The sequence below is a fragment of the Wandonia haliotis genome (genome assembly GCF_039523435.1).
In the GTDB taxonomy this organism is placed as follows: Bacteria; Bacteroidota; Bacteroidia; order Flavobacteriales_D; family Crocinitomicaceae; genus Wandonia; species Wandonia haliotis.
The window spans coordinates 40,049-62,517 of sequence record NZ_BAAAFH010000011.1 but is presented as its reverse complement, the minus strand read 5'-3'; the positions used below and the strand labels follow the sequence as shown (position 1 = coordinate 62,517).

The window sequence follows — 22,469 nt, the reverse complement described above, 5'->3', positions numbered from 1 at the left end:
TTAAAATGCTTGTCATAAGACAAAATTACAAGATAGTATTGACCAAAAACTGTTCCATAGCGCAAATTATCCTCGTTTACCTGTTGATAATTATAACATTGCTATTTTTCAATGGTTACACGTTGGGGCAAAGTGACAGTACAATGGTCAACCCGGGAGATTCATTGTCTACCTCCGGGATTGATTCACTAACTGTAAAACCAAGAATTTACAGGGTAGATGATTCGATGGATGAACCTATATTCTACTCTGCCAAAGACAGTATTTACTCGGATCTCAGGGAGAAAAAAGTACACTTATTTACAGAAGCAAAAATCACATTCGGAACAACGGTTTTAACAGCGGACTACATGGTTGTTGACCTTGAAAAGAATGAGGTAACAGCAACTTATACACTTGATGCTGATAGTAATCGGGTGGGAGAACCTTTGTTTGTCGATTCGGGACAAGAGGTGAAAGCCGCCAAAATGCGCTTCAATTTCGACACAAAAAAGGCCTTTATTGAAGAAACACGCATTCAACAGGATGAAAGTTTTCTGTATATGGAGCGCGCCAAGCGACAAGAGAATGAAGAAATTCATTTTGAGAAAGGACGTTTCAGCACTTGCGATCTTGATTATCCGCATTTTCATTTTCAGTTGTCGCGTGCCGTACTGGTTCCTGAAAAAAGAATCGTAACCGGTCCCGCCAACCTGTGGATTAATGGAGTTCCTACTCCACTGGCTCTTCCTTTTGGTTTTTTCCCTACCTCATCAGGAAAAAAACGAGGATTGGTTTTTCCACAAATCATCCCGGTATCACAGAATGGATTTGGTCTTCAGGATCTTGGTTTTTACACTCCAATCGGTCAAAATTTTGAAACTATTTTTTTCGGTACTATTTTTTCAAGAGGATCGTGGGGGCTTGCCAACCAGACCAACTATAATATTCGTTACAAATCACAGGGTAGTGCCCGCATTGACTTTTTACAGTTAAAACAACCTTTTCCAAGCGAAAATAAACTCAATAAGTTTACACTGAACTGGACCCATACGCAGGACACAAAAGCGAACCCCTACTGGCGCTTTGGAGCCAGTGTAAATTTCGTATCCGATAACAATACGCAGAACACACTTGATCCACTTAGTGAAAACGTATTTAACAACGCGCTTCAATCAAGTATTACGGTTAATCGTTTGTTTCCCGGAAAACCGTATAATCTAGGTTTAAAAGTAGGTGCCAATCAAAACTCACAAACCGGAAATATTTTCATAGATGCTCCTACTCTTAACTTTACGATGAGTCGGATTTTCCCTTTTAAGATCTTTCGAAGTAAAAAAGCTGTCGGAAGCGAAAAATGGTTTGAAAAAATTGGTTTCACCTATAATGCCGAAGTAAAAAATCAGGCAAATATTAATGATTCTCTTTTTACTTCTCAATATGCCAACCTGATCGGAAGCAGGTTTCTGAATGGAGTAAATCATCAGATGAATCTAACAACCACCCTGAAAGCGTTTAACGGTACACTGAACTTCACTCCTACGGTTAACTACACAAATTTCTGGAACTTTCAGGCAACAGAACGACGTTACAATCCGGGAACGAACCAGACTGAAATAGATTCTCTTTCCGGTTTTTTCATGGGGCAAAATTTGAGTGTTCAGTTGAATATGACCAATTCCATCTATAGTTTGTACCGAATTGTTGGTTTGAAGAATGTTCGTTTTAGAAATGTAACCCGCCCTACTATTGGGTTCCGTTATGTACCCAGCTTAACGAATCACAGATCCGCTTTTGTAGGTCCAAACGGAAATGCAGTCACCTATTCGCCTTATGAAAACTCACTTTACAAAGAGGGCTCTAACCGCGATCAGGGATTAATTACTTTCGGGTTAAACAGCGTACTGGACATGAAATTCCCGAGTAAACGGGATTCTACCGGAACCAAAAGTCTTGGTTTAATTGAAGGATTATCTGTCACCGGTTCTTATGACCTGTTAAAAGATAGCATGCAGCTTTCTGACCTGAACCTGCAATTACGAATCAAACCTATCCAACAAATAAGCATTGTCGCCGGAGGAATATTCAGTTTGTATGACTGGGACGACTCAACGGGAATCTCCAGAAAAGAATTTGCTATCTCGGAGCGCAATAAACTCGGAAGGTTTATCAATTGGAATATTAATACAACATTTACACTTACCAGTCGTGAGGGGCAGAAGATTAAAAACGAAAACGAAAAGCTACTCAAAGAGAACTGGAATCAGGACTTTAATCAATATGCAATGTTCCCGCATCAGGTAATTGATTACCGGATTCCCTGGCAGATCAATCTTACTCATACTGTGAACTGGCGTTATCCAACGGTAAATAATCCTGCTCCTGATAATATTACACATACGCTGGCATACAATGCAGAATTATCGCTAACTCCGAGGTGGCGTATTTCAACAAATGGTACTTATGACCTTAACAGAGGAGAATTTACGCAGGTACTTGTAAACATTCACCGTAACATTCACTGCTGGAGTTTAAATTTCCGCTGGAATGCTGTAGGTCCATTTACCGGATTCGTTCTGAGTATATCTGCAAATGCAAGTATGTTGAGAGATGTAAAATACGACTTCAGAAAACCTCCTTTGTTCTTCTGATTTAGTGCCAATCAATAAACTCCCAGTCTTTTGAAGCGTCATTGGCATAAACAGCCTGGATCGCCTGAATTATTTTCACCAGAGCATCATAATTACTATTTTTCCGGTGATAGCCTGCAATTACACTTCGCGCGGGAACAGAATCCCTCATTCGAACAATATTTCCGTTATTAATATGATCTTTCGGATAATTCATAGGGATCAATGTATATCCACCATAACGATCTACCATCCGAATCAATACGTCTATTGAACTCCCCTGATAATCCCATTTTGCTGTTTCCTTGGTTTTTAGCTCACAAAAGTTGATCATTTGTGCCCGTAAACAGTTTCCTTCCGTCAACAGCCAGGGATCTTCATCAATTAATCCACGTACAGAATCCAGTTTTTTGGGTTCTTTCATATAAAAAGCAATCTCTTCAATAAATAGCTTTTGAATTTCGAATCCTTTTGTTTCCAATGGACCGGAAAGGATAATTATATCTAATTTTCTTTTTTCTAACAACTCAAGAAGCTCAGCAGTACGATATTCTTCAAACTTCAGAGAGAAGTCTTTTAATTGTTCATTCAGAATACCAAACATGTCGGGAATAAGATAATGTGCAATTGTAGGAATAACACCTATTCTGAGTTCTTCTTTTACCCCATCAGTATCCTGTAGTACTTTCTGCTTTAATGTCCGCATATCATTATTCAGCTGGTGAAGAACCGGAAGAATCTTCATAAATAACGGTGTAGGTTCCAATGGGGTAACATCCCGGTTAAATAACCTTCCCCCAAGCTGTCTTTCCGCTTTCTTGATCTGAACCGAAAGTGTCGGTTGTGTCACAAAACAACGTTCTGCTGCTCGTTGAAAATTTCGTTCTTCATATAGTGCCAGCAAATATTCTACCTGAACCAGTGATATCATAGAAAATATAAATTAAACCATTGAAAGTATTAATAAAAACTATAAAGTTAATTCATTATCTTTGAAAGGAACACAAAAACAGAATTATGAATTATATAGGATTAGAGAAAAAGGGAACAAATGAACTTTCAGAAAAACTGAATAATTTACTTGCTTCTTATCAGATACATTACCAAAACCTTCGCGGATTGCACTGGAATATTCAGGGAACTAATTTCTTTGAGCTTCATGTGAAATATGAAGAGTTATACACACGCACGCAGGTTGTAATTGATGATATAGCAGAACGTATTTTGACATTAGGTCATCGTCCGCTGCACACATTTACCGATTATCTGTCGCATTCGAGTATTAAAGAATTACCAACGACTTCGGACGGTCATGCGGGAATGGAATATTTACTTAACGCACAAAAAGACTTACTGATTCTTGAAAGAGATATTCTTGAATTATCAGGAGAAGTAAATGACGAAGGAACCAACAGCATGATCAGTGATCTCATCAGAGAAAAAGAGAAAGACAGTTGGATGTTCCGTTCATGGTTGTCTAAATAAAATTTGTTTCTTTCCACAAACTCATCCGTTATCAACCAAAAATCCCGTTCATTGCTGAACGGGATTTTTTAGTATCGTATCAAGTATATTTTATCGTACTACCAATTTTTGATTGTGTACTTTACCACCTTCAAGCTGTATCTTTATGAAGTACATACCAGGTGACAGATCACTAATATCAATCTTCGTTTCCTGCGTTTGTAGTACCAATTTACCTGACCTATCAAACAAAGTAACCTCTTCAGATATCTGATCTTCCGAAGAAATCTCAAAATATGTATCTGCCGGATTGGGGAATATGGTTATCCCGTAATCCGATTCTTCCTCTTCAACAGTTAATACATTGGAATTGGTTATCGAAAAGTAATCAAACCCCGCTTCTGTTATATTGACCGTCTCGGCATAATCACTTATGGATATAAACAACTGCATGTTTGCTGTAGGTGCCATGTAATCAGATACGCGTATTGATTTCGGAACCCACTCTTCCATAGGAGAATCAGGAAAAGCTTCATAATCCACCCGGCTTGTTACGAATCCATTCGTCAGCACTACACTTAACGTATCATTAGGTGGATAAGGACCATGCATATTATAGAAATACGTCCAGTAATTCACGTGTGGATCCGACATACCTGTAAGATTAAAAACAGGAGAAATCAATACAACCGTACCATTCGTGACATTATCAATATTGGGATCTATTCCTGTATTTCCTGTTATATATGCTTTACTTCCACAATCAAATGCAACGTCCTGCGAAGCATTTGATCCCGATAGGGTCGCAAGCGGAATATCACGAACCCACTCTCCTGCTTCTGCATCCGAAGTGGCTGACCAACCAAAATCAAAAGTAAAGTCATCATAGTATCCGGGTTCCAGTTGAATCGTTAGTGTTCCTGTATGCTGATCAATATATATATTCTCACAACTTGTACGATACCCCCACTTTCCAACAACCACTTCATATTCTACCTCATAATACATCTGAACAGAAGCTTCTCCCAGACCATTACTCACGATTTCGTGTTCTATTTCCGTACAACTAAGAAGAACATCTGCTCCCATAATACCATTTCCGGTAGTAGCATCTTCAACAATCACATTCAGGCTATACTCAGGCATTGGTTCCAATTGTACGTCCTGATTTGTAACATTTCCTTCGGAAAGAGAAACGGAAATCGTTTGCGGGTAATAAGCGACCTTATTGTATGTAACATCAAATATCCCCGTTTGCACTATTCCTGTTGCATATTCCCCCATGTTATCCGTAAGCGCGACCTGATCGTTTCCTTCAATGGTAATACGCACTCCCTGCAACGGATTGGTTGTTTGTTGATCTGTTATGAGACCTTCCAGGTAAGATCCCAATTTATAATCCGGCTGAAGGATGAATAACCCTTCTTCAATATCAGTAGCCAGTATGATTCCTGAGGGGAAATACGGATATGCTCCCCAACATCCTTGTGTGAATGTATTTTGCAAAGGAGAAGTATCGTAGTTCCCAACCTCTATCATATTATGAGGGCGCGAAACATCATGAATGGTGACTCCATCCGTATAATAGCTCGTAACCAGCCAGTTTTGGTAATAATGTGCGTTATGCGGCACTATTCCCGCTCCCGGACTGGATTGAATTCTGTCTACTTCAACAATATTTGCCGGGTCAGACACATCATACGCAGCAAGAAAAGCATCAGAAACCTCATCCGTTGTAAATACATATTGCCCCGTATTATCCGGCCAGATATTATGCGCAAAATTTGACGGTGTATTTGCCGTACCCAAAAGAACCGGATTTTGTTTGTCTGTTATATCCACGATCGAAAAAAAACCGTCGTAAATATGAGCCAGATACATCATATCATTTCGAACAAAACCATCATGTACATACCAGTTATCAAACTCCCCCACCTCTATCGGATTCATCGGGTCTGTACTTACATCCAGTATTATTACACCTCCCAGCCCTCTGTTGGATCCAAAAACATAGGCAAATCCGTTTTCATCTATATACAGATTATGCGCAGACTTCCATGTATTTCCGGAAGGTCCGTCATATAAACTAACATCGGTAACCGTACCCAAAGGAAGAGGACTCAGATCAATAATCAATAACCCACTCTCCGCTTCTGTTGTCACATATAAGTAATCTCCAAACGTTTTCAAATCTCTCCAAACCGAAAAATCGCCTTCATACCAAAACACCTCTACTGGGTTTTCAGGATCTGCCAGAGAAACAACCGAAACACCGGATCGGGCTCCTACTAATGCATATTCGATTCCAGTCTCATCCACATACCCCCAAACATCATTGATATATGTATTTCTTTCCTGAAAATAATCAACATGTCCCAACTGCTCAAGATTAAGCTGTGCATAGGATTGATAAACGGGAAAAATGAATGGAAAAAGACCTAAAAACAGAAAGAGTAATCTCATTGTTACTTTTTTTTATAAATATACGGCTTTATGTTAAAAGTCCTTTTACAGAAACAACAAAGCAGCAATTATAAACAGTAGAATAATAGCAATATACTGCCACACATCAATAAAATAGGGATAGTACTTTTTATAAAGTTCCTGCAAACGTCTCATACTGAATACAAAATTAAACGGTTTTATCGAAACATCCTTCCAGTTTATGATTTATCGCAATTAATTTGTATCTTTTCTTTACAATGAAGCAAATACTGAAAATATTATTTATTGCGGTCTTTCTTCTATTCGGATCGAACCTGTTCGGACAGTTGTTTACCATCCATCCCGAATCAGGAGTTATTTCCATGCAAGTCAAAAAAGGAGAAGAAATCACAAGAGAGTTTTATTTTGATAACATCTCAGACTCTTCTATTTGGCTCAAATGGGAAATTACAAAAAATACGCTTCCTGAAAACTGGGGGTATTCATTGTGTGACAATCGTATTTGTTATAATACAGTACCTTCATCAGCATATATGGAACCTATTGCTATTGGCGATTTTGGTTTTATGAAATTAGCGGTTTGGAATACGACTGAAGGAAGTGGAGAAATAGAACTGCGTATTTCAGATGAGCAAAGTAAACAGGAGTCATATATTCTTTTTATTGTAGAACATAAACCAGAAATACCTCCCCAAAAAACACTAACAATTTATCCAAATCCTGTTGGGAATGAACGGTTAGTATCATTGTCTTATGATCTGGACAGGTTTGAATATGCAGAAATTATTAATTTCATTGGGACTTCTGTCAAAGAAATAGAATTACAACAATCAGATCAGTTATCAATAGACCTAAACGGATTACCCCAAGGTGTTTATTTCATACGATTCACGAGTAAAGACAATACGCATCGAAAAACAATACGAATTGTTCTAAACTAGAATCAAAACACTCAAATACAGCAATATAAACTTGTTTTTAAATTTTGGTGAAAATGTATTAAATTTACCCGAACCAAAAAAACAAGCAACCATGTTTGATTCTATATTCTCAAAACTATTACTACTCTTTACTCTACTTATCGCGTATGCAAGTCCCGGTCTGGGACAAATGAGGAATGCCGAACAGGAACCTTTTATTCCGGGGCATCTTATTATTCAGGTGGATGAAAATACAGACCCTGAACTTTTATTTCAACGACTTCCGATACAATATGAGTTCAAAGTCAATAAACAATTATCGGTTCACATGCGAGCCTGGCTGATTGAATTTAATCCCTTCTCTATTTCTCAAATGGAAGCTCTGAAAATGGTGAACCGACTGGATGGAATCACTTTAGCCCAGAACGACCATGTTGTTGAATTACGCTCCACCACTCCGGACGATCCTCAGTTTGATCAGCAGTGGCACCACCTGAACACAGGACAAACCGGAGGAACAGCAGATGCCGATACGGATATAGACGAAGCCTGGGACATTACCACAGGGGGACAAAACGCACTCGGACACGATATTGTTGTTTGTATACTTGAAGGAGTGGATTTCAGTCACAGTGACCTGATAGAAAACCGTTGGACCAATCCTTTCGAAATTCCGGGAAATGGTATCGATGACGATGGAAACGGTTATATTGACGATATAAATGGTTGGAACGTTAGTAACAACTCAGGAAACCTTACAGGAGTATCTACCACGCACGGTACAAATGTAGCCGGAATGATTGGTGCCAAGGGGAATAATAACCTGGGAGTTGTCGGAGCTAACTGGGATGTAAAGATGATGAATGTCGTTGGTTATTCGATGACAGAATCATCTGTTGTCTCAGCGTATGATTATCCGCTTTCGTTACGAAAAAAATACAACGAAACGAATGGAACAGAAGGAGCTTTTATTGTGGCAACAAATGCTTCATGGGGAATTGACGGAGGAAATCCAAACAACTACCCTATTTGGTGTCAGTTTTATGATACACTTGGAAAATATGGGATTGTTAACTGTGGAGCAACCACCAACAGTGACCTCAATGTAGATGTTTCAGGTGATATGCCGACTGCATGTCCTTCCGATTATATGGTAGGCGTTGGACGATCAGGGCACAATGATAATTTTGCCGGAGGATATGGAGCTACAACCATTGACTTTCCTGCTCCCGGAATTAGCGTAAGAACTACAGCAAACGGAAACAGTTATACAACGACAACCGGTACATCATTCTCAAGTCCTTATACGGCAGGAGTTATTGCTTTGCTGTACGCTATTCCCTGTCCCGGATTTATGAATATTGTGCTCAACAATCCTCAGGATGGTTCTGACCTGATTTATCAGGCTCTTATGGACGGTGTTGACCTAAAAGCAAACATGACGAATTCGTTTATTGCAGGAGGACGACTCAATGCTAAAAATTCAATGGATCTACTGATGGATGCCACCTGTTCAACATGTACCCCTCCCGCCAATCCCGTTATTACCACAGTGAATGATAATACAGTAACATTTACGTATGATGCCATTCAGGATGTAATCAATTACTCTGTTTTCGTAAGAGAAGAAGGAAGTGCAAACTGGACACAGTATTCTTCCAGTACTTTATCTATACAGGTAAATAACCTGAACACCTGCACTGTTTATGAGTACTATATGTCTGTTGAATGTGCTGACGAAACAAATTCTTCTCCGGAGATCGGAACTTTTAGTACAACAGGTTGCGGAGCTTGCATGGATCTTACTTATTGTGATGCTTCATCAACAGATCCGGGAGAAGAAGTTTCTGTACATACTCCGTCCGGAATAGCAGGAGACTTTACAAATTATACGCTTACAGATAATTGGGGAGCGACTCTTGATAATGGATATGCCTACGGTAATCTGATACTGGTAGATGACGGAACAGCCGCCAGTGAAGAAGGCTGTAATGCACTTACAAACGCAGCACAGATAAACGGAAATATTGCCGTTGCTGTTCGTGGTACTTGTAACTTCTCGCAGAAAGCGCTTAACGCACAAAATGCTGGTGCCACAGGTCTTATTATTATAAATAATCAGGGAACATCTCCTGCTTCCCTGGGAGATGGTGGAGAAGGTAATCTCATTACCATTCCGGTTGTAATGGTTTCTCAGGCTGACGGAGCCGGGTTACTCAGTGAACTTTCCGGAGGAAATACTGTTACTGGTTTATTGGGAAGTCAGAATGAATGGATTGAAAGCTTTGAAATCAACGGGAATCAGGTTGTATCAGGTGACGATAACGGATACCGCCCTGCATCTTTATCTGCTATTTCTTCACTGGATATAGGAGCTACCTATCCTTTTTCTGTTACCCCGGGATTTGACGGACAGCCGTTACTAACATACTCCAGAATCTGGATGGATTTGAATCAGGATGGTTCTTTTACTGCCGGTGAATTAGTCTACGATCAATCATCTGCGGGTTATGGAGTTGTAACCGACAATCTAACAATTCCCGCCAGTGCTACTCCAGGAACTACGCGTATGCGTGTTCAGTTATCGTATCAGGATTATCCGGTAACTTCTCTTCCATCAGTATGCGGAGAGTTTATGTCAGGCGAAACCGAAGATTATTGTGTAGAATTATTACAAACACAATTTTGTAATTTATCAATCACTTCCACTGTTACAGAACCTTTGTGCGCAAACAATACGAATGGTAGTATTTCTGTAAATGTGTCCGGAGGAACTCCCGGCTATACGTATGCATGGAACACAGGAAATACAACCTCTTCCCTTACAGGATTAGATATAGGAGCCTATTCTTTGGTTGTAACAGATGATTCCGGATGTGACACTACTATTCAATACAATCTGAACTATGACCTTGATTTATCAGTATCATCAACGATAACTTCTCCTACTTGTTCTCCTAATGAAGATGGAGAAATTTCAGTAAATGCGTTGGGAAGTTCAGGATTTTCCTACCAATGGAATACCGGAGCTACCGGAACATTACTCAACGATTTAGCGCCAGGAGTTTATTCGGTTACTGCGACTGATGGCAATGGATGTGTAGTCAACGAGACATTCAACCTTGCTTACAGTTCCAATCTTGTCTTATCCGCAACAGTTACTCACCCGAGTTGTGATGATAGTCAGGATGGTAGTGTAATAGCCTCTGCTTCGGGAGGTTCAGGGATAACCTACCAATGGCAAAACGGACCATCAATTGAAGAATGGAGTAATATAGGTAATGGAACCTATCAGATCACAGCAACTTCGGCGGATGGCTGTCAGGTAACTGAGGATTATACGTTATTAGCTTCTCCTGCACCGGTTGTTGCTGATTTCGTATTGACACAAAATTTCCTCAATGTTCAGTTTACAAGTACATCAAGTAATGCCACTTCCTATAGTTGGGACTTTGGAGATGGAAATAGTTCTTCTTCACAAAATCCGGTACATTCGTATAATCAACCAGGAACTTATACGGTTTGCCTTTCGGTAACCGGCACCTGTGAATCGAGTACAACTTGTTATACGGTTTCGGTCTCTGCCAATACGACAGGAATAGAAAAAAATGATGAAATTACATTCCTTTTGTACCCGAATCCGGCTAAAAATGAAGTTTCTCTGGTAACCAGTATTGCAACCATCGAAAAGATAGAAGTTACGACTGTTACCGGACAGGTGGTTAAACAATTCCCTGTTAACGGAAATGCAGCAACGGAAATGGATATAGAGTCATTAGCAGAAGGAATCTACCTTGTTAATGCCTATGAAAAAGATGGTACGTTACTTTCTTCTCAAAAACTAATTGTCCGAAAATAAATACACAAGAAATAAAAGAGGTCGCTTATTGTAAGCGACCTCTTTCTTATGTCCTGAAAATGAATTTTAAATTATTCTATTCTAAGCAGTTTAGAATGCTCTTTACGCTCACCGTCTCCGAAGTAAAAATCAATTCTTCCCAGATTAATTCCTCCAAAACCAACCTGATTGACAAGTACACTCTCTCCTCTTTTGTTTTTCAGCTGTGTCGGTTCACTCAAAAAAGTATGTGTATGTCCACCAATAATCAAGTCAATATTTTCTGTTTGTTCCGCCAGTGAGGTATCCGAGATCTTATATGTTTTATAAGCGTACCCCAAATGAGAAAGGCAGATTACCAGATCACATTTTTCTTCGTGGCGCAAAAATGTTGCTTTTTCATTAGCTACTGATACCGGATCCAGATATCTTGTATTCTCGTACAGTTTTTTTCCTACAAGCCCGTTCAATTCAACACCCAGTCCAAATACACCAATCTTTACCTCTCCTCTTTTAAAAATCTTATGTGGAATAGTAATATCATTCAGAATAGTGTCACTGAAATCATAATTAGAGCAGATAACAGGAAACGTAGCATTATTTGAATACGCTGTCAAAAAACCATTCAATCCAATGTCGAAATCATGATTCCCCATTGTCATGGCATCATACCCCATCTGCTGCATAACTTTCATTTCAAGTTCACCCTTAAACTGATTGAAATAAGGTGTCCCCTGGAAAACATCTCCTGCGTCAACTAAAAGGATGTGCTCCTCTTCATTACGGATACGGCGAATTAACTCTGCTCGTCTTACTACTCCACCACGATTTCCATACCTTTTATCATTAGCAGGAAAAGGATCTATTCTTGAGTGCGTATCATTTGTATGAAGGATGGTCAGTTTTTTATAGCTCCTTCCCGCAGAAGCAAGCAATGCGGGCGCCAGTGATACCCCTACCCCGAAAACAGTTGTATTTCGGATAAATTCTCTTCTGTCTACTGCCATCTCCCGTCCATTTGCACACAAATAGTGTCGTTTTCTCTTACAAAATCAATGATCTCATCTCGTAATAGTCTCCCGGTTTTAACTGACTGAAGAGGTTCTTTAAAAAAGTTCATTCGATCTCCGCCATTCGCCAGGTAATCAGATGTCACCACCCAAAAATTATCATTCCACAAACTATCTGCATAACTAAATCCAGCTATTGGTTCACCTCCTGATTGCCTCAGGTACTCATGAATCTGTTTCCATCGTTCCGGTAACAATTGTATGTAGACAATTTCATTGTCAAAAGGCATCAATTCGTAGATACTACTCAACAAAATATCTCCTTTTCCAATCGGAGCACGTAAACCACCATGATTAAACAAAGCAATTAGTTTTACCTCTCCCGAATCTCTAAAATCTACTGTTGCTCGTTCCAACGTAAGATCCGCTACCCAATCTCCTAAATTTCCTTCCGGACGGTTTTTTACATGATCACATGCTGCGTATCCCAATCGTTCTCCCATCTTACTCTTTAACTGATCAGAATAAGGGCGGATAAGCTCCTCTATTTTATCTTGTCCTGATAAACTGTCACTAACTTCCACAACAACTGATTCGTATGCGACATACGAATGCTGGCAGGAATAAAAAAAGCCTGTAAAAAGCGATAATACAACTGCTATTTTAACCCACTTACTCAAGAACAATTTTCACCGTTTTTAAATGAGATCCACTTTTAATTTCAACGAAATATATTCCTCCTGCCAAATCAGCTAAACGTAACTCATGTAATTCACTTTCAGGAGATGGTTTTTCTTCATATACTTTCTTTCCAGAAGGAGTATACACAGAAACGGAGGTTATGGCTGTATTCCCTTCATTCACAATAAAGACATTTCCCTGAGAAGGGTTCGGAAATATCCGGATATTGTCGTCTTCAACGGTTAATTCATCTGTTGAAGCAATCGGACCAAAACGCCCCATAAACTCCTGATAGTACCTGTTTACAACATCTTCATCAAATACGATCAACGTATTCTCATCATTACGTGATTCTGCAGAAGTAGACCAATTGTGCGAACCTGTCAAAACAAACGGATTCATATTGGAAACGGCTCCGGCAATTAACAATTTATGGTGCAATACGCCAGTAACCGTTGAATAGTTCGCCAATCTTACCCCCAAAGAGGACTCCAGTTGATCCCAAACCGTTGTTTCTCCCTGACTATTCACTAAAACACGTATATCCAGCCCCATTGCCTTACGATACACAATCGCATTTGCGATATCATCCCGGGTGATTAACATTGTGTTAATACACAAATCTCCCTGTGCATCATTTACAGCCTGGATAATTCGTTGATTTACCTGATCCGAAGGGCTAAAATAACTTTCAACACGTTTTCCGGCTATTGAAAGGACATGAGGTGTATTGTCTTTTTTATCCGGTCCGAAACGAGAAGCAGAAATAGTAGGATTAGCACCGCTTCCCCCCCACATCTCTTCAAACTCCAGTTGATACGTTCTAGCTAATGCCTGATCCTGAACTATAATTACATTATTCGCATCCGTATTGATTTGCTGTGATGTAAAATTGGTTGATCCGGTCCAAAGAATGGGTTTATTCGGATCAGCAGATTCTGCATCAAAAATCACGAACTTGTTATGCATAATACCATGTCCATCCGGCCACTGTGGTACTGGGCTTTCTAATGTCGGAATAGAAGAATTCAATTGTGCAATTCCTGTATTTCCCGTATCTTCGTTATAGATAATACGCACCCGTACCCCTCTTGAATAAGCCGCGTTAATGGCCCCGGCGATATTAGAAATACCGGACGCTGATGATAAGTTATAGATAGCGATATCCAATGATTCTTCCACTCTGTTGATGTATGCTATCAAAGTGTCATCTATCAGATTATTCAACTGAATAGCTTCATTAGATACACTATTTGCATACGAAGTATTGACACTTTTTGTAAAATAGGTTCTGATTTCACCGCTAGACTCCGAAGCCGTTATAAATACCAACGTATCTCCTTCATCTGTAACAGAACCATTATCTGCAATTGCCTGTACATAAATCAAACGTGCATCACCTGCTCCGGAAATCTGAAATTCAGGAGAAAGTGTTGTCCCTCCATTTAGCTGTCCCTGTTCAAGGTTTCGGGTGTATCCATATTTCAAATAGGAAGCAGCATTTTGTGCGTTGTCCCAACTGATTGTCAATCCATCAGTTGTAATATTGGAAACCTCTATTTCCGAATTAATAATCTGGGAATAAAAAACATTGGTAACAGCTGAAAAAGCGATACCTGCAACTAAGATAATTTGTCTCAAATCTTTATTTTTTTTCTTTTAATAGAACCGTATAAACCGGGAAATGGTCAGCATACCCTCCTAAATACTGTCCTCCGGCAAAACTACGAAACGGATACCCTCTGAATCTTCCTGAAGATTGCATCAAAAAAGGTTTATTAAACACAACAAACTTATAAAAATTCTGTCCGTTAAAGTCTCCGTTCACTAACTGAGGTGTTAAAATCATCTGATCAAAAAGATTCCATGTATCTCTCCATGCCAACGTACCGATTCCTTTCTTGAAATGCCCCATAGAAGCATTGAACAATTGCCCTTCTTCAAGATCATCCTTATCACCACATGTATTCAGATTATTCTTTACACTTTTATTGGTTGGATCATCATTCAAATCTCCCATCAGAACAATCTTCGCCGTTCCGTTCTCTGCTACCTGAATTGAATCAATAATAGATCGGGCCAAATCCGCTGCTGCCTGTCTCAAAGGAGAACTTCTTTTTTCCCCACCTCTTCTCGAAGGCCAGTGTCCCACAATAAAATGCATACGCTCTCCTAAAAACTGTCCGGAAACCAACAATTGATCCCGGGTATAGAAGTCATCCATTCCTTCAATTTTAAGAACATGGCTACTACTGCTTTCGACAGTAAAATAGCTCGGATTATAGACCAGTCCAACATCCACACCCCTTCTGTCTGGAGAGTCATAATGTACAATAGCGTAGTTTCTGTTTTTCAACCGATCTGTAGCGACCAGGTCTTCAATTACAGAACGATTCTCTACTTCTGCCAGGCCTAACACAGCAACTCCGTCCGGAGAGTACTCCTCTCCCAACTGGGAAATCACCTCCGACAAACGGTCCAATTTTTCCATGTAGCGTTCGGAAGTCCAGGCGTTTTTTCCCTCGGGAGTGTACTCCTCATCAATTGTATTTTCCGAATTGAGTGTATCAAATAAGTTTTCAACATTATAAAATCCGATACATGATACTAAATACTCCTTATCTTTATCCTGCGACCAGCTAACGGAAAAACTCCACAAAACAGCTGTAAACAATAAGGATGCTTGTCTTAATGATCTCATAAAATACCTGGTTCTGTACATTTAGAAAATGAAAAATTCTACTCCGCGAAGATAGGGATTTGTCAAGTTATGGACATTATTAAAACGTTAAATACCAAAATTTCTTAAAATATCTCAGGGGAACCTGTTAATTTTGCCACAAATTGAATTGTGCAGAATGAATAAAATTTACTGTCAAACGCTGTCTGCTGCGTTTTTCTTAACAAGCTTTGGTATATGGGGGCAAACAGAACCCGACTCCCTTTCCCTACCTAAAGATACGTCAAATACCATTACAGAAACCAGGCTTCCTGTATTTAATCTTGGAGACGACGACGGAGAGTCGGACATGGGTACACAGGATATTGCCGGACTATTACAATCATCACGCGACATTTTTACATCAACTGCAGGATTTAGCTTTGGACCTGCTCGCTTCCGTATCAGAGGATATGATGGAATGAATACCACTGTTCTTATTAACGGTATTCCTATGAACGATATGGAAACGGGGCGTGCTATATGGGCTATGTGGGGTGGTTTGAATGATGTTACCCGTTACATGGACGTTCAGACAGGTCTTACTCCTTCCCGCTCTATGTTTCAGGGAATAGGTGGTTATAGTTCAATCTCTGCACGGGCATCCTCTATGAGAAAAGGAACCAAAGTTTCTTACGCCGGAACGAACCGTGCTTACCATCACCGAGTTATGGTTTCTCATGGAACCGGAATGATGAAAAACGGATGGGCCATTGCTGCCTCTGCTTCAAGAAGGTGGGCTTCGGAAGGATATATTGACGGAACAAGTTTTGATGCCTGGGCTTACTATCTGGCTATCGAAAAGCGAATCAATAAAAAACATACAATCGGTCTAACCGGTTTCGGAGCACCTTCATACAGAGGTTTACAGTCTTTAGTTGTTCAGGAAGCTTACGATTTGTCAGACAATAATTACTACAATCCCAACTGGGGATATCAGGATGGCGAAAAACGCAATTCACGTGTTCGTAAAAGCCATATTCCTACGGGAATGCTTTCTCATTACTGGGATATGAACAAGACGATGAAACTTACAACAACAGCGTATGTTTCAGGAGGACGAAACGGGGTAACACGTTTAAACTGGTACGAAGCCCGTGACCCTCGTCCGGATTATTATCGCTATCTACCAAGTTATCAGGATCCCGGAAGTGATTTGTTCAATCAGGTTACCAATAGCTGGATGACAGATGAGAATTACAGACAGGTAAATTGGGATGGAATGTATAATGCCAATTACAAGAATATTTCTACCATTGAGAATGTGAATGGTACTCCCGGAAATAATGTAACCGGATTGCGTTCAAAATATATTCTTGAAGAAATGCGTAACGATCACATTCAGTATGGTTTCAACTCTGTATTTGAAAAGAAGTTTACTGAAAAAACGAATTTCACAGCCGGATATACAGCGAACTTTTATACCAGTAAGAATTTCCGCGTAGTGCAGGATCTGTTAGGTGGAGAGTTTTGGGTTGATGTTGACCAGTTTGCCGAAAGAGATCTTGATGATCCGGAAGCATCTCAAAATGACATCGATAATCCGAACCGTCTTGTAAAAGAAGGAGAACGTTTCGGACATGACTACGACATTCACGTCAACAAACAGGATGTGTTTGCTCAAGTAGAGCATGATTTTAAAAAGGTGAATGTTTATCTTACAGGAAGTTATTCGCACACCTCTCTTTGGAGAACTGGTAACGTAAGAAACGGACGATTCCCTGACAACTCATTGGGTGATTCCGAAAAGAAAAAATTCGATAACTTTGGGGTTAAGGGAGGTGCTACGTATAAAATTACGGGAAGACACTATCTGAGTCTAAACGGAGCTTATTTAACGCGTGCTCCTCAGGCTAGAAATGCTTTTATTTCTGCCCGTACCCGTAATGACTTTGTTAATGGTCTGACAAATGAGAAGCTTATGACAGCTGATTTGAACTATAACATCCGTTACTCCAAATTAAAAACCCGTTTTACTTTGTATTATACGGAAATAAAAGATCAGGTTTGGATGCGTTCTTTCTATCACGATGAATATAATACACTTGTTAACTATGCTATGACGGGTGTTAACACTCGTCACATGGGACTTGAATTAGGTATTGAGTGGAACATGACTCCTACCTTTACAATGACAGGAGTTCTTGCACATGGAGAAAGCATTTACAACTCTCGTCCAACCGCTACGATTTCCCGTGATAATAATTCAGAACTTGTTGCTGAGAACAGAACCGTTTACTTAAAAAATTACCGTGTCGGAGGAATGCCGCAAACGGCAGCCGCAATTGGTTTGAAGTACAACTCTCCAAAATATTGGTTTGCCGGATTCAATGTTAACTATTTTGATCACATCTATCTGGATCCAAACCCGGACAGAAGAACAGAAGAAGCTGTTGAAGGCTATGTAACATCCGATCCTCAATGGAATCAGATTTTAGATCAGACTCGACTTGACAGAGGTATAACAGTTGACCTGTATGGTGGAAAATCATGGCGCTTAAAAGGTGGTCAGTATATTAATGTAAATCTGAGTATCAGTAACCTATTGAATAATACCAAATTTAAGACCGGTGGATATGAACAACTTCGTTACATGTCGAATGACATTGATCGTTTCCCACCTAAATATGCTTATATGTTTGGAATTACCTTCTTTGCGATGGTAAGCTTTAGCTTTTAATCTTAGAATTTTATCCGTATGAAAAATAAAATAAAATTACCCGTTCTTGCAGCTACACTTGTATTGACTGCTGCATCATGTGTGAAGAAAGAATTTGATTCACCTCCTGTACAGGAAATCCCTGTTGGACATTTACTAACACTTCAGGACCTGCGTGATACATTTGCCGCAGGAGGAAATGTTCCTATCCGATTTGATAAAGACTATTCTATCTATGCGAATGTCACGATGGATGATCAAAACGGAAACATTTATAAAAATGCCTATGTACAGGATCCTACGGGAGCAATCGTTCTGAGAACACTGTTTTCCGGAGGACTTTATGAAGGAGATTCTGTTAGAATTGCACTAAAAGGAACTACCCTTTCAAGTTATAACGGAATGTTGCAGTTGGATTCAGTTGATATTGATAAGAACATAATTAAGCAAGCGACCGGAAAACACATCGCTCCGGAAGATGTAACACTTGCTGATATTGTTAACGGAGATTATCAGGCAAAACTGGTTCGTATCAATAATGTTGAGTTTAGCGGTTCAGAACTAAACAATACGTATGCAAATGCCATTACGCAACAAACTCAGAATCGCACCTTGATTGATTGCGATGAAACTCACTCTGCACTTGTAAGAACAAGCGGTTATGCTGATTTCGCTGACGAAATGGTCGCTCAGGGAAATGGTTCCATCGTTTGTGTGGTAGGTGTCTTCAATAACGACAAACAATTGTACATCCGTAAACCATCTGAAATTAACATGAATGGAAACCGTTGTACGGCAAACCCATTTGATTCTTACTTGTTTAAAAACTTCTCGGATGAATCAATTACTTCCGGAGGATGGATCAACTATGTGGTAACCAGCACCCCGCAAGCAGGAATCAACTGGTACATCTCTGATCAGGGATCTTCCGGGAATCACTATGCGGTTATTAGTGGTTATCAGAACGGTTCTACAAACACAACCGAGGTATGGATGATTTCTCCGGCTGTAGATTTATCTCAGGCTTCTGCTCCGGGACTGCAATTTAAATCGTCTAAGAACTATAACGGTCCAGCGCTTCAGTTAATGATTTCAACAGACTATGATGGTACCAGTGATCCTTCTACAAATGGAACATGGGTAAATTATACCAGCTATGCAACCTGGTCTCCGGGTAGTTTCAGCTGGACTCCTTCAGGATTAATTCAGCTGAGTCAATTCATGGGGAATAGTTCTGTTTATTTTGCTTTCAAATACACCAGTTCTACTCCAAACTCAGCTGCAACTTGGCAAGTAGATGATATTATAGTTAATGAGAATTAAATTCGGAAAATTATGAAAAAACAAGTAGTAACTCTTGCGTCAGTTTTTATGACGGCTTTGTCTTTCGGACAATCGTACTTTACAGAGTACTTTAATGGACCAGATCTAACATCTGGTAATGTATGGACTGTAGAAACTCCTGTCAACAATGGATATGAGTGGGTATATGAAGAATACCAGTCTAATGGATATGCTAAAGTTTCTAACTTCAGTTCAGGAAACCATCTTACTGAGAGCTGGTTAATATCTCCTGCTATTGATTTAACTTCGGCAATGAACCCAATGCTTTCATTCTCCAACACAAAAAGATTTCCTGGTGATGATATCGAATTATTCATAAGTACAGACTATGCTGGTGATGTAACTACAGCAACCTGGGATAATTATACAGCTGTAGCGGGGTTTGACGCGGATGATGCATCTTGGACAATGGTTCCTTCTAACCCAATTGATGTCTCAGCGTATGCAGGATCTACAATCTATTTTGCGTTTAAATACATTGGTGGCGATCAAGATGGAAGTACCTATCAGATTGACAATGTAAAATTAGAAGAAGATCTGTGTGCAGGAGCTATTTTCTGTGATCGTTTTGACGGAGCGGATCTTACTGCTAATAATAACTGGCAAGTATTTGGTTCTGCAACAAGCGGTACATTAACATTCTCCTGGTACCATAACACATCAAGTGGGGCAAGTAATGCACGTATTAGCAACTATGTAAACTCAACACAAACAAATCTTGCATTAGAATCATGGTTAGTATCTCCAGCTATTGATCTTTCTGCAACTACAACGGCTTTTTTATCTTTTGATAATGCAAAGCGATTTGCCGGTGATGATTTGGTTGTTTATCTTTCTACTGATTATGATGGAACAAGTGATCCTTCTGCAAATGGAACGTGGACCGATATTACAGCTTCATTAAACATGGATAGCGATATTGACTCATGGTACTTCGAGAACTCAGGAGACTTTAATCTTGAAGATTATATCGGACAATCGACAGTTTACCTTGCATTCAAATATATTGGATCAGCTTCAGATGGAAGTACATACCAAATAGACAATGTTCTTGTTTCTGAAAGCCCGCTTACTCCTGTAGTAGCAATTTACAATATCCAGAACACAACTGATCCTTCAGGAAACTCTCCATATATGGATCAAACCGTTACAACTACCGGTATTGTTACAGCAACTTATCAGAATGGATATTTTATTCAGGATGATGAAGGACCATGGACTGGAATCGAAGTATTTAACAGTGCGAATACTCCAAGTGTTGGTGATGAACTTTTAATTACAGGAAAAGTAGTTGAATTTAATACGGTTACTCAGATCAACTATGTAACTTCTTTTAATGTTATTTCTCAAGGAAATGCTCTTCCAAACCCTGTTGTTCTTTCAACTGATGCTGCTTCAGTTGAGGAGTATGAATCAGTATTGGTACGTTTTGAAAATGTTGTTTGTACACAACCAGTAAACGGATTTGGTGAATGGGTTGTTTCTGATGCAAATGGTTCTGTTATCGTTGATGACAAATTATACGCTTACGGAGGTGTTCAGGGAACGATTTATAACATTACAGGTATCAAATCATTCGGATTTAACGAGCACAGAATTCTTCCTCGTTCAGCATCAGATATCGAAGCTGTTTTGGGAATGACTGAAGAGCAATTGAATGCAATTAGCATTTACCCGAACCCTGCCTCTGATGTACTTACAGTAAACGGAGCTGAAGGTGCTAACGTAACAGTTACAGACGCACAGGGGAAAACAGTTTATTCTTCTACAATGTCTAACACAGTTGAGACAATCAATGTAGAAAACCTTGAGAGTGGTATCTACTTTATCAATTTCGAAGGAAATAAGACCATGAAGTTTATTGTTAAATAAGCTATCGAACAACGATACAAAAACGGGGAGTATGAAACTCCCCGTTTTTTTTGTGCCTGTTTTTTTTAATTCTGACCGACTATCTCTTTACAAACATCTGCCAAAGGTTCCGGATAGATATTATGATCACCGGCAAACCAAATAACCTTCGGATCTTTACTTACTCGTTTTACTTGTTCCGGTTGAGAAAGATCGTCCTGATTTTTAAAATAGGGATCTTCTTTTCCTATAACCACCAAATGCCGGATCGTATCAAATCGGTTATTCTCACTTGGTAGTTCGAGATCAGGAGGAAATACACCCGCCCATTGTACAAAACAATCTATCGGAAACTGTCCCTGCTGAATCCATCTTGCAGCTGTCGAGGCTCCCTGACTAAATCCCAATACAACGACTTTTTCAAACGAATGATTCGCAGCCAATTCTGCTGCTACCTGATCAAGATATTGTATATTATCCGTAATATCATCCTGTCGTTCTTCTTTGGTCATCCAGGAAGCCCCTACTCTACCCGAGGTTCCTTTCAGGTAGAACCGGTGTATTCCTTCCGGCGCGATAACAAAATGTTCTTTTTCATCCAAAGAACTGAACTTCCGAATAAAATAATCGGCTAACTGTCCATATCCATGTAGTACAATCCAACAATATTTTGCTGTTTCCGGATTTCCCTGTACAGCTACTTTTGCCGTTTTCTGAATTTTTAATTTCATAAGACAAATTTAGGCTTAAAGTAAACTCCTTCTTTACTTATCTGCTAATTCCTTTGGTATTTTTCATCTTTCACACGATCTAACTTTTTCAGATCCTATTGAGCTAAATTTATACCTCTCAATAGGTCTACCGATCCGCAAAATACGATAGTGATAAAGAGGTACATCCTTAATTTGTATACCCTTCGCTATCTCTCA

General features: G+C 39.5%; 14 protein-coding genes. 7 read left to right on the top strand and 7 right to left on the bottom strand.

What is annotated here, in order from left to right; translation table 11 throughout:
* Nucleotides 1-5: 5 nt before the first annotated feature.
* Nucleotides 6-2,630, top strand: a complete 2,625-nt coding sequence (locus ABDZ97_RS08415; protein WP_343786499.1) for a putative LPS assembly protein LptD — start codon at nt 6-8, stop codon at nt 2,628-2,630.
* Between the two features lies 1 nt (nt 2,631).
* On the opposite strand, the gene ABDZ97_RS08410 is transcribed toward ABDZ97_RS08415, so the two are convergent.
* Nucleotides 2,632-3,540 (bottom strand): LysR family transcriptional regulator, encoded by a 909-nt coding sequence (locus tag ABDZ97_RS08410; RefSeq protein ID WP_343786497.1) that lies wholly within the window; start codon nt 3,538-3,540, stop codon nt 2,632-2,634.
* 86 nt (nt 3,541-3,626) lie between these two features.
* Between ABDZ97_RS08410 and ABDZ97_RS08405 the strand changes: the two genes are divergently transcribed.
* Nucleotides 3,627-4,094: a Dps family protein gene (locus tag ABDZ97_RS08405; protein ID WP_343786495.1), complete on the top strand. Its 468-nt coding sequence runs from the start codon at nt 3,627-3,629 to the stop codon at nt 4,092-4,094.
* A gap of 90 nt (nt 4,095-4,184) precedes the next feature.
* Here ABDZ97_RS08405 and ABDZ97_RS08400 read toward each other — a convergent pair whose 3' ends face one another.
* A complete protein-coding gene (locus ABDZ97_RS08400) occupies nt 4,185-6,536 on the bottom strand; it encodes a choice-of-anchor B family protein (RefSeq protein WP_343786493.1) in 2,352 nt (783 codons plus the stop codon).
* Between the two features lie 239 nt (nt 6,537-6,775).
* Here ABDZ97_RS08400 and ABDZ97_RS08395 point away from each other — a divergent pair, with 239 nt between their 5' ends.
* A complete protein-coding gene (locus ABDZ97_RS08395) occupies nt 6,776-7,459 on the top strand; it encodes a T9SS type A sorting domain-containing protein (protein ID WP_343786491.1) in 684 nt (227 codons plus the stop codon).
* Nucleotides 7,460-7,550: 91 nt separating this feature from the next.
* A complete protein-coding gene (locus ABDZ97_RS08390; RefSeq protein WP_343786489.1) occupies nt 7,551-11,297 on the top strand; it encodes a PA domain-containing protein in 3,747 nt (1,248 codons plus the stop codon).
* Nucleotides 11,298-11,368: 71 nt separating this feature from the next.
* On the opposite strand, the gene ABDZ97_RS08385 is transcribed toward ABDZ97_RS08390, so the two are convergent.
* The 4 genes from ABDZ97_RS08385 to ABDZ97_RS08370 are packed head-to-tail and all read right to left on the bottom strand — an operon-like array spanning nt 11,369 to nt 15,668.
* Nucleotides 11,369-12,283 (bottom strand): bifunctional metallophosphatase/5'-nucleotidase, encoded by a 915-nt coding sequence (locus ABDZ97_RS08385; protein ID WP_343786487.1) that lies wholly within the window; start codon nt 12,281-12,283, stop codon nt 11,369-11,371.
* Nucleotides 12,274-12,966, bottom strand: a complete 693-nt coding sequence (locus tag ABDZ97_RS08380; protein WP_343786485.1) for a 5'-nucleotidase C-terminal domain-containing protein — start codon at nt 12,964-12,966, stop codon at nt 12,274-12,276. The genes ABDZ97_RS08385 and ABDZ97_RS08380 overlap by 10 nt, the downstream gene beginning before the upstream one ends.
* Nucleotides 12,959-14,608 carry a phospholipase D-like domain-containing protein gene (locus ABDZ97_RS08375; RefSeq protein ID WP_343786483.1) on the bottom strand — a complete coding sequence of 550 codons (1,650 nt, stop codon included), beginning with the start codon at nt 14,606-14,608 and terminating at the stop codon, nt 12,959-12,961. Before ABDZ97_RS08375 ends, ABDZ97_RS08380 begins: the two co-directional genes overlap by 8 nt.
* 4 nt (nt 14,609-14,612) lie before the next feature.
* Nucleotides 14,613-15,668 (bottom strand): endonuclease/exonuclease/phosphatase family protein, encoded by a 1,056-nt coding sequence (locus tag ABDZ97_RS08370; RefSeq protein ID WP_343786481.1) that lies wholly within the window; start codon nt 15,666-15,668, stop codon nt 14,613-14,615.
* A 157-nt stretch (nt 15,669-15,825) separates the two neighbouring features.
* On the opposite strand from ABDZ97_RS08370, the gene ABDZ97_RS08365 reads away from it, so the two are divergent.
* The 3 genes from ABDZ97_RS08365 to ABDZ97_RS08355 are packed head-to-tail and all read left to right on the top strand — an operon-like array spanning nt 15,826 to nt 21,561.
* Nucleotides 15,826-18,366 (top strand): TonB-dependent receptor, encoded by a 2,541-nt coding sequence (locus ABDZ97_RS08365; RefSeq protein ID WP_343786479.1) that lies wholly within the window; start codon nt 15,826-15,828, stop codon nt 18,364-18,366.
* An 18-nt stretch (nt 18,367-18,384) separates the two neighbouring features.
* A complete protein-coding gene (locus tag ABDZ97_RS08360) occupies nt 18,385-19,668 on the top strand; it encodes a DUF5689 domain-containing protein (protein WP_343786477.1) in 1,284 nt (427 codons plus the stop codon).
* 12 nt (nt 19,669-19,680) lie between these two features.
* A complete protein-coding gene (locus ABDZ97_RS08355; protein ID WP_343786475.1) occupies nt 19,681-21,561 on the top strand; it encodes a T9SS-dependent choice-of-anchor J family protein in 1,881 nt (626 codons plus the stop codon).
* A 65-nt stretch (nt 21,562-21,626) separates the two neighbouring features.
* On the opposite strand, the gene ABDZ97_RS08350 is transcribed toward ABDZ97_RS08355, so the two are convergent.
* Complete coding sequence (locus tag ABDZ97_RS08350) at nt 21,627-22,271, bottom strand: alpha/beta hydrolase (protein WP_343786473.1); 645 nt, start codon at nt 22,269-22,271, stop codon at nt 21,627-21,629.
* Between the last annotated feature and the right edge of the window lie 198 nt (nt 22,272-22,469).

Coding starts and splice junctions, on each gene's coding strand:
- ABDZ97_RS08415 (WP_343786499.1), top strand. CDS start 6: ATGCTTGTCATAAGACAAAATTACAAGATAGTATTGACCAAAAACTGT.
- ABDZ97_RS08410 (WP_343786497.1), bottom strand. CDS start 3,540: ATGATATCACTGGTTCAGGTAGAATATTTGCTGGCACTATATGAAGAA.
- ABDZ97_RS08405 (WP_343786495.1), top strand. CDS start 3,627: ATGAATTATATAGGATTAGAGAAAAAGGGAACAAATGAACTTTCAGAA.
- ABDZ97_RS08400 (WP_343786493.1), bottom strand. CDS start 6,536: ATGAGATTACTCTTTCTGTTTTTAGGTCTTTTTCCATTCATTTTTCCC.
- ABDZ97_RS08395 (WP_343786491.1), top strand. CDS start 6,776: ATGAAGCAAATACTGAAAATATTATTTATTGCGGTCTTTCTTCTATTC.
- ABDZ97_RS08390 (WP_343786489.1), top strand. CDS start 7,551: ATGTTTGATTCTATATTCTCAAAACTATTACTACTCTTTACTCTACTT.
- ABDZ97_RS08385 (WP_343786487.1), bottom strand. CDS start 12,283: ATGGCAGTAGACAGAAGAGAATTTATCCGAAATACAACTGTTTTCGGG.
- ABDZ97_RS08370 (WP_343786481.1), bottom strand. CDS start 15,668: ATGAGATCATTAAGACAAGCATCCTTATTGTTTACAGCTGTTTTGTGG.
- ABDZ97_RS08365 (WP_343786479.1), top strand. CDS start 15,826: ATGAATAAAATTTACTGTCAAACGCTGTCTGCTGCGTTTTTCTTAACA.
- ABDZ97_RS08360 (WP_343786477.1), top strand. CDS start 18,385: ATGAAAAATAAAATAAAATTACCCGTTCTTGCAGCTACACTTGTATTG.
- ABDZ97_RS08355 (WP_343786475.1), top strand. CDS start 19,681: ATGAAAAAACAAGTAGTAACTCTTGCGTCAGTTTTTATGACGGCTTTG.
- ABDZ97_RS08350 (WP_343786473.1), bottom strand. CDS start 22,271: ATGAAATTAAAAATTCAGAAAACGGCAAAAGTAGCTGTACAGGGAAAT.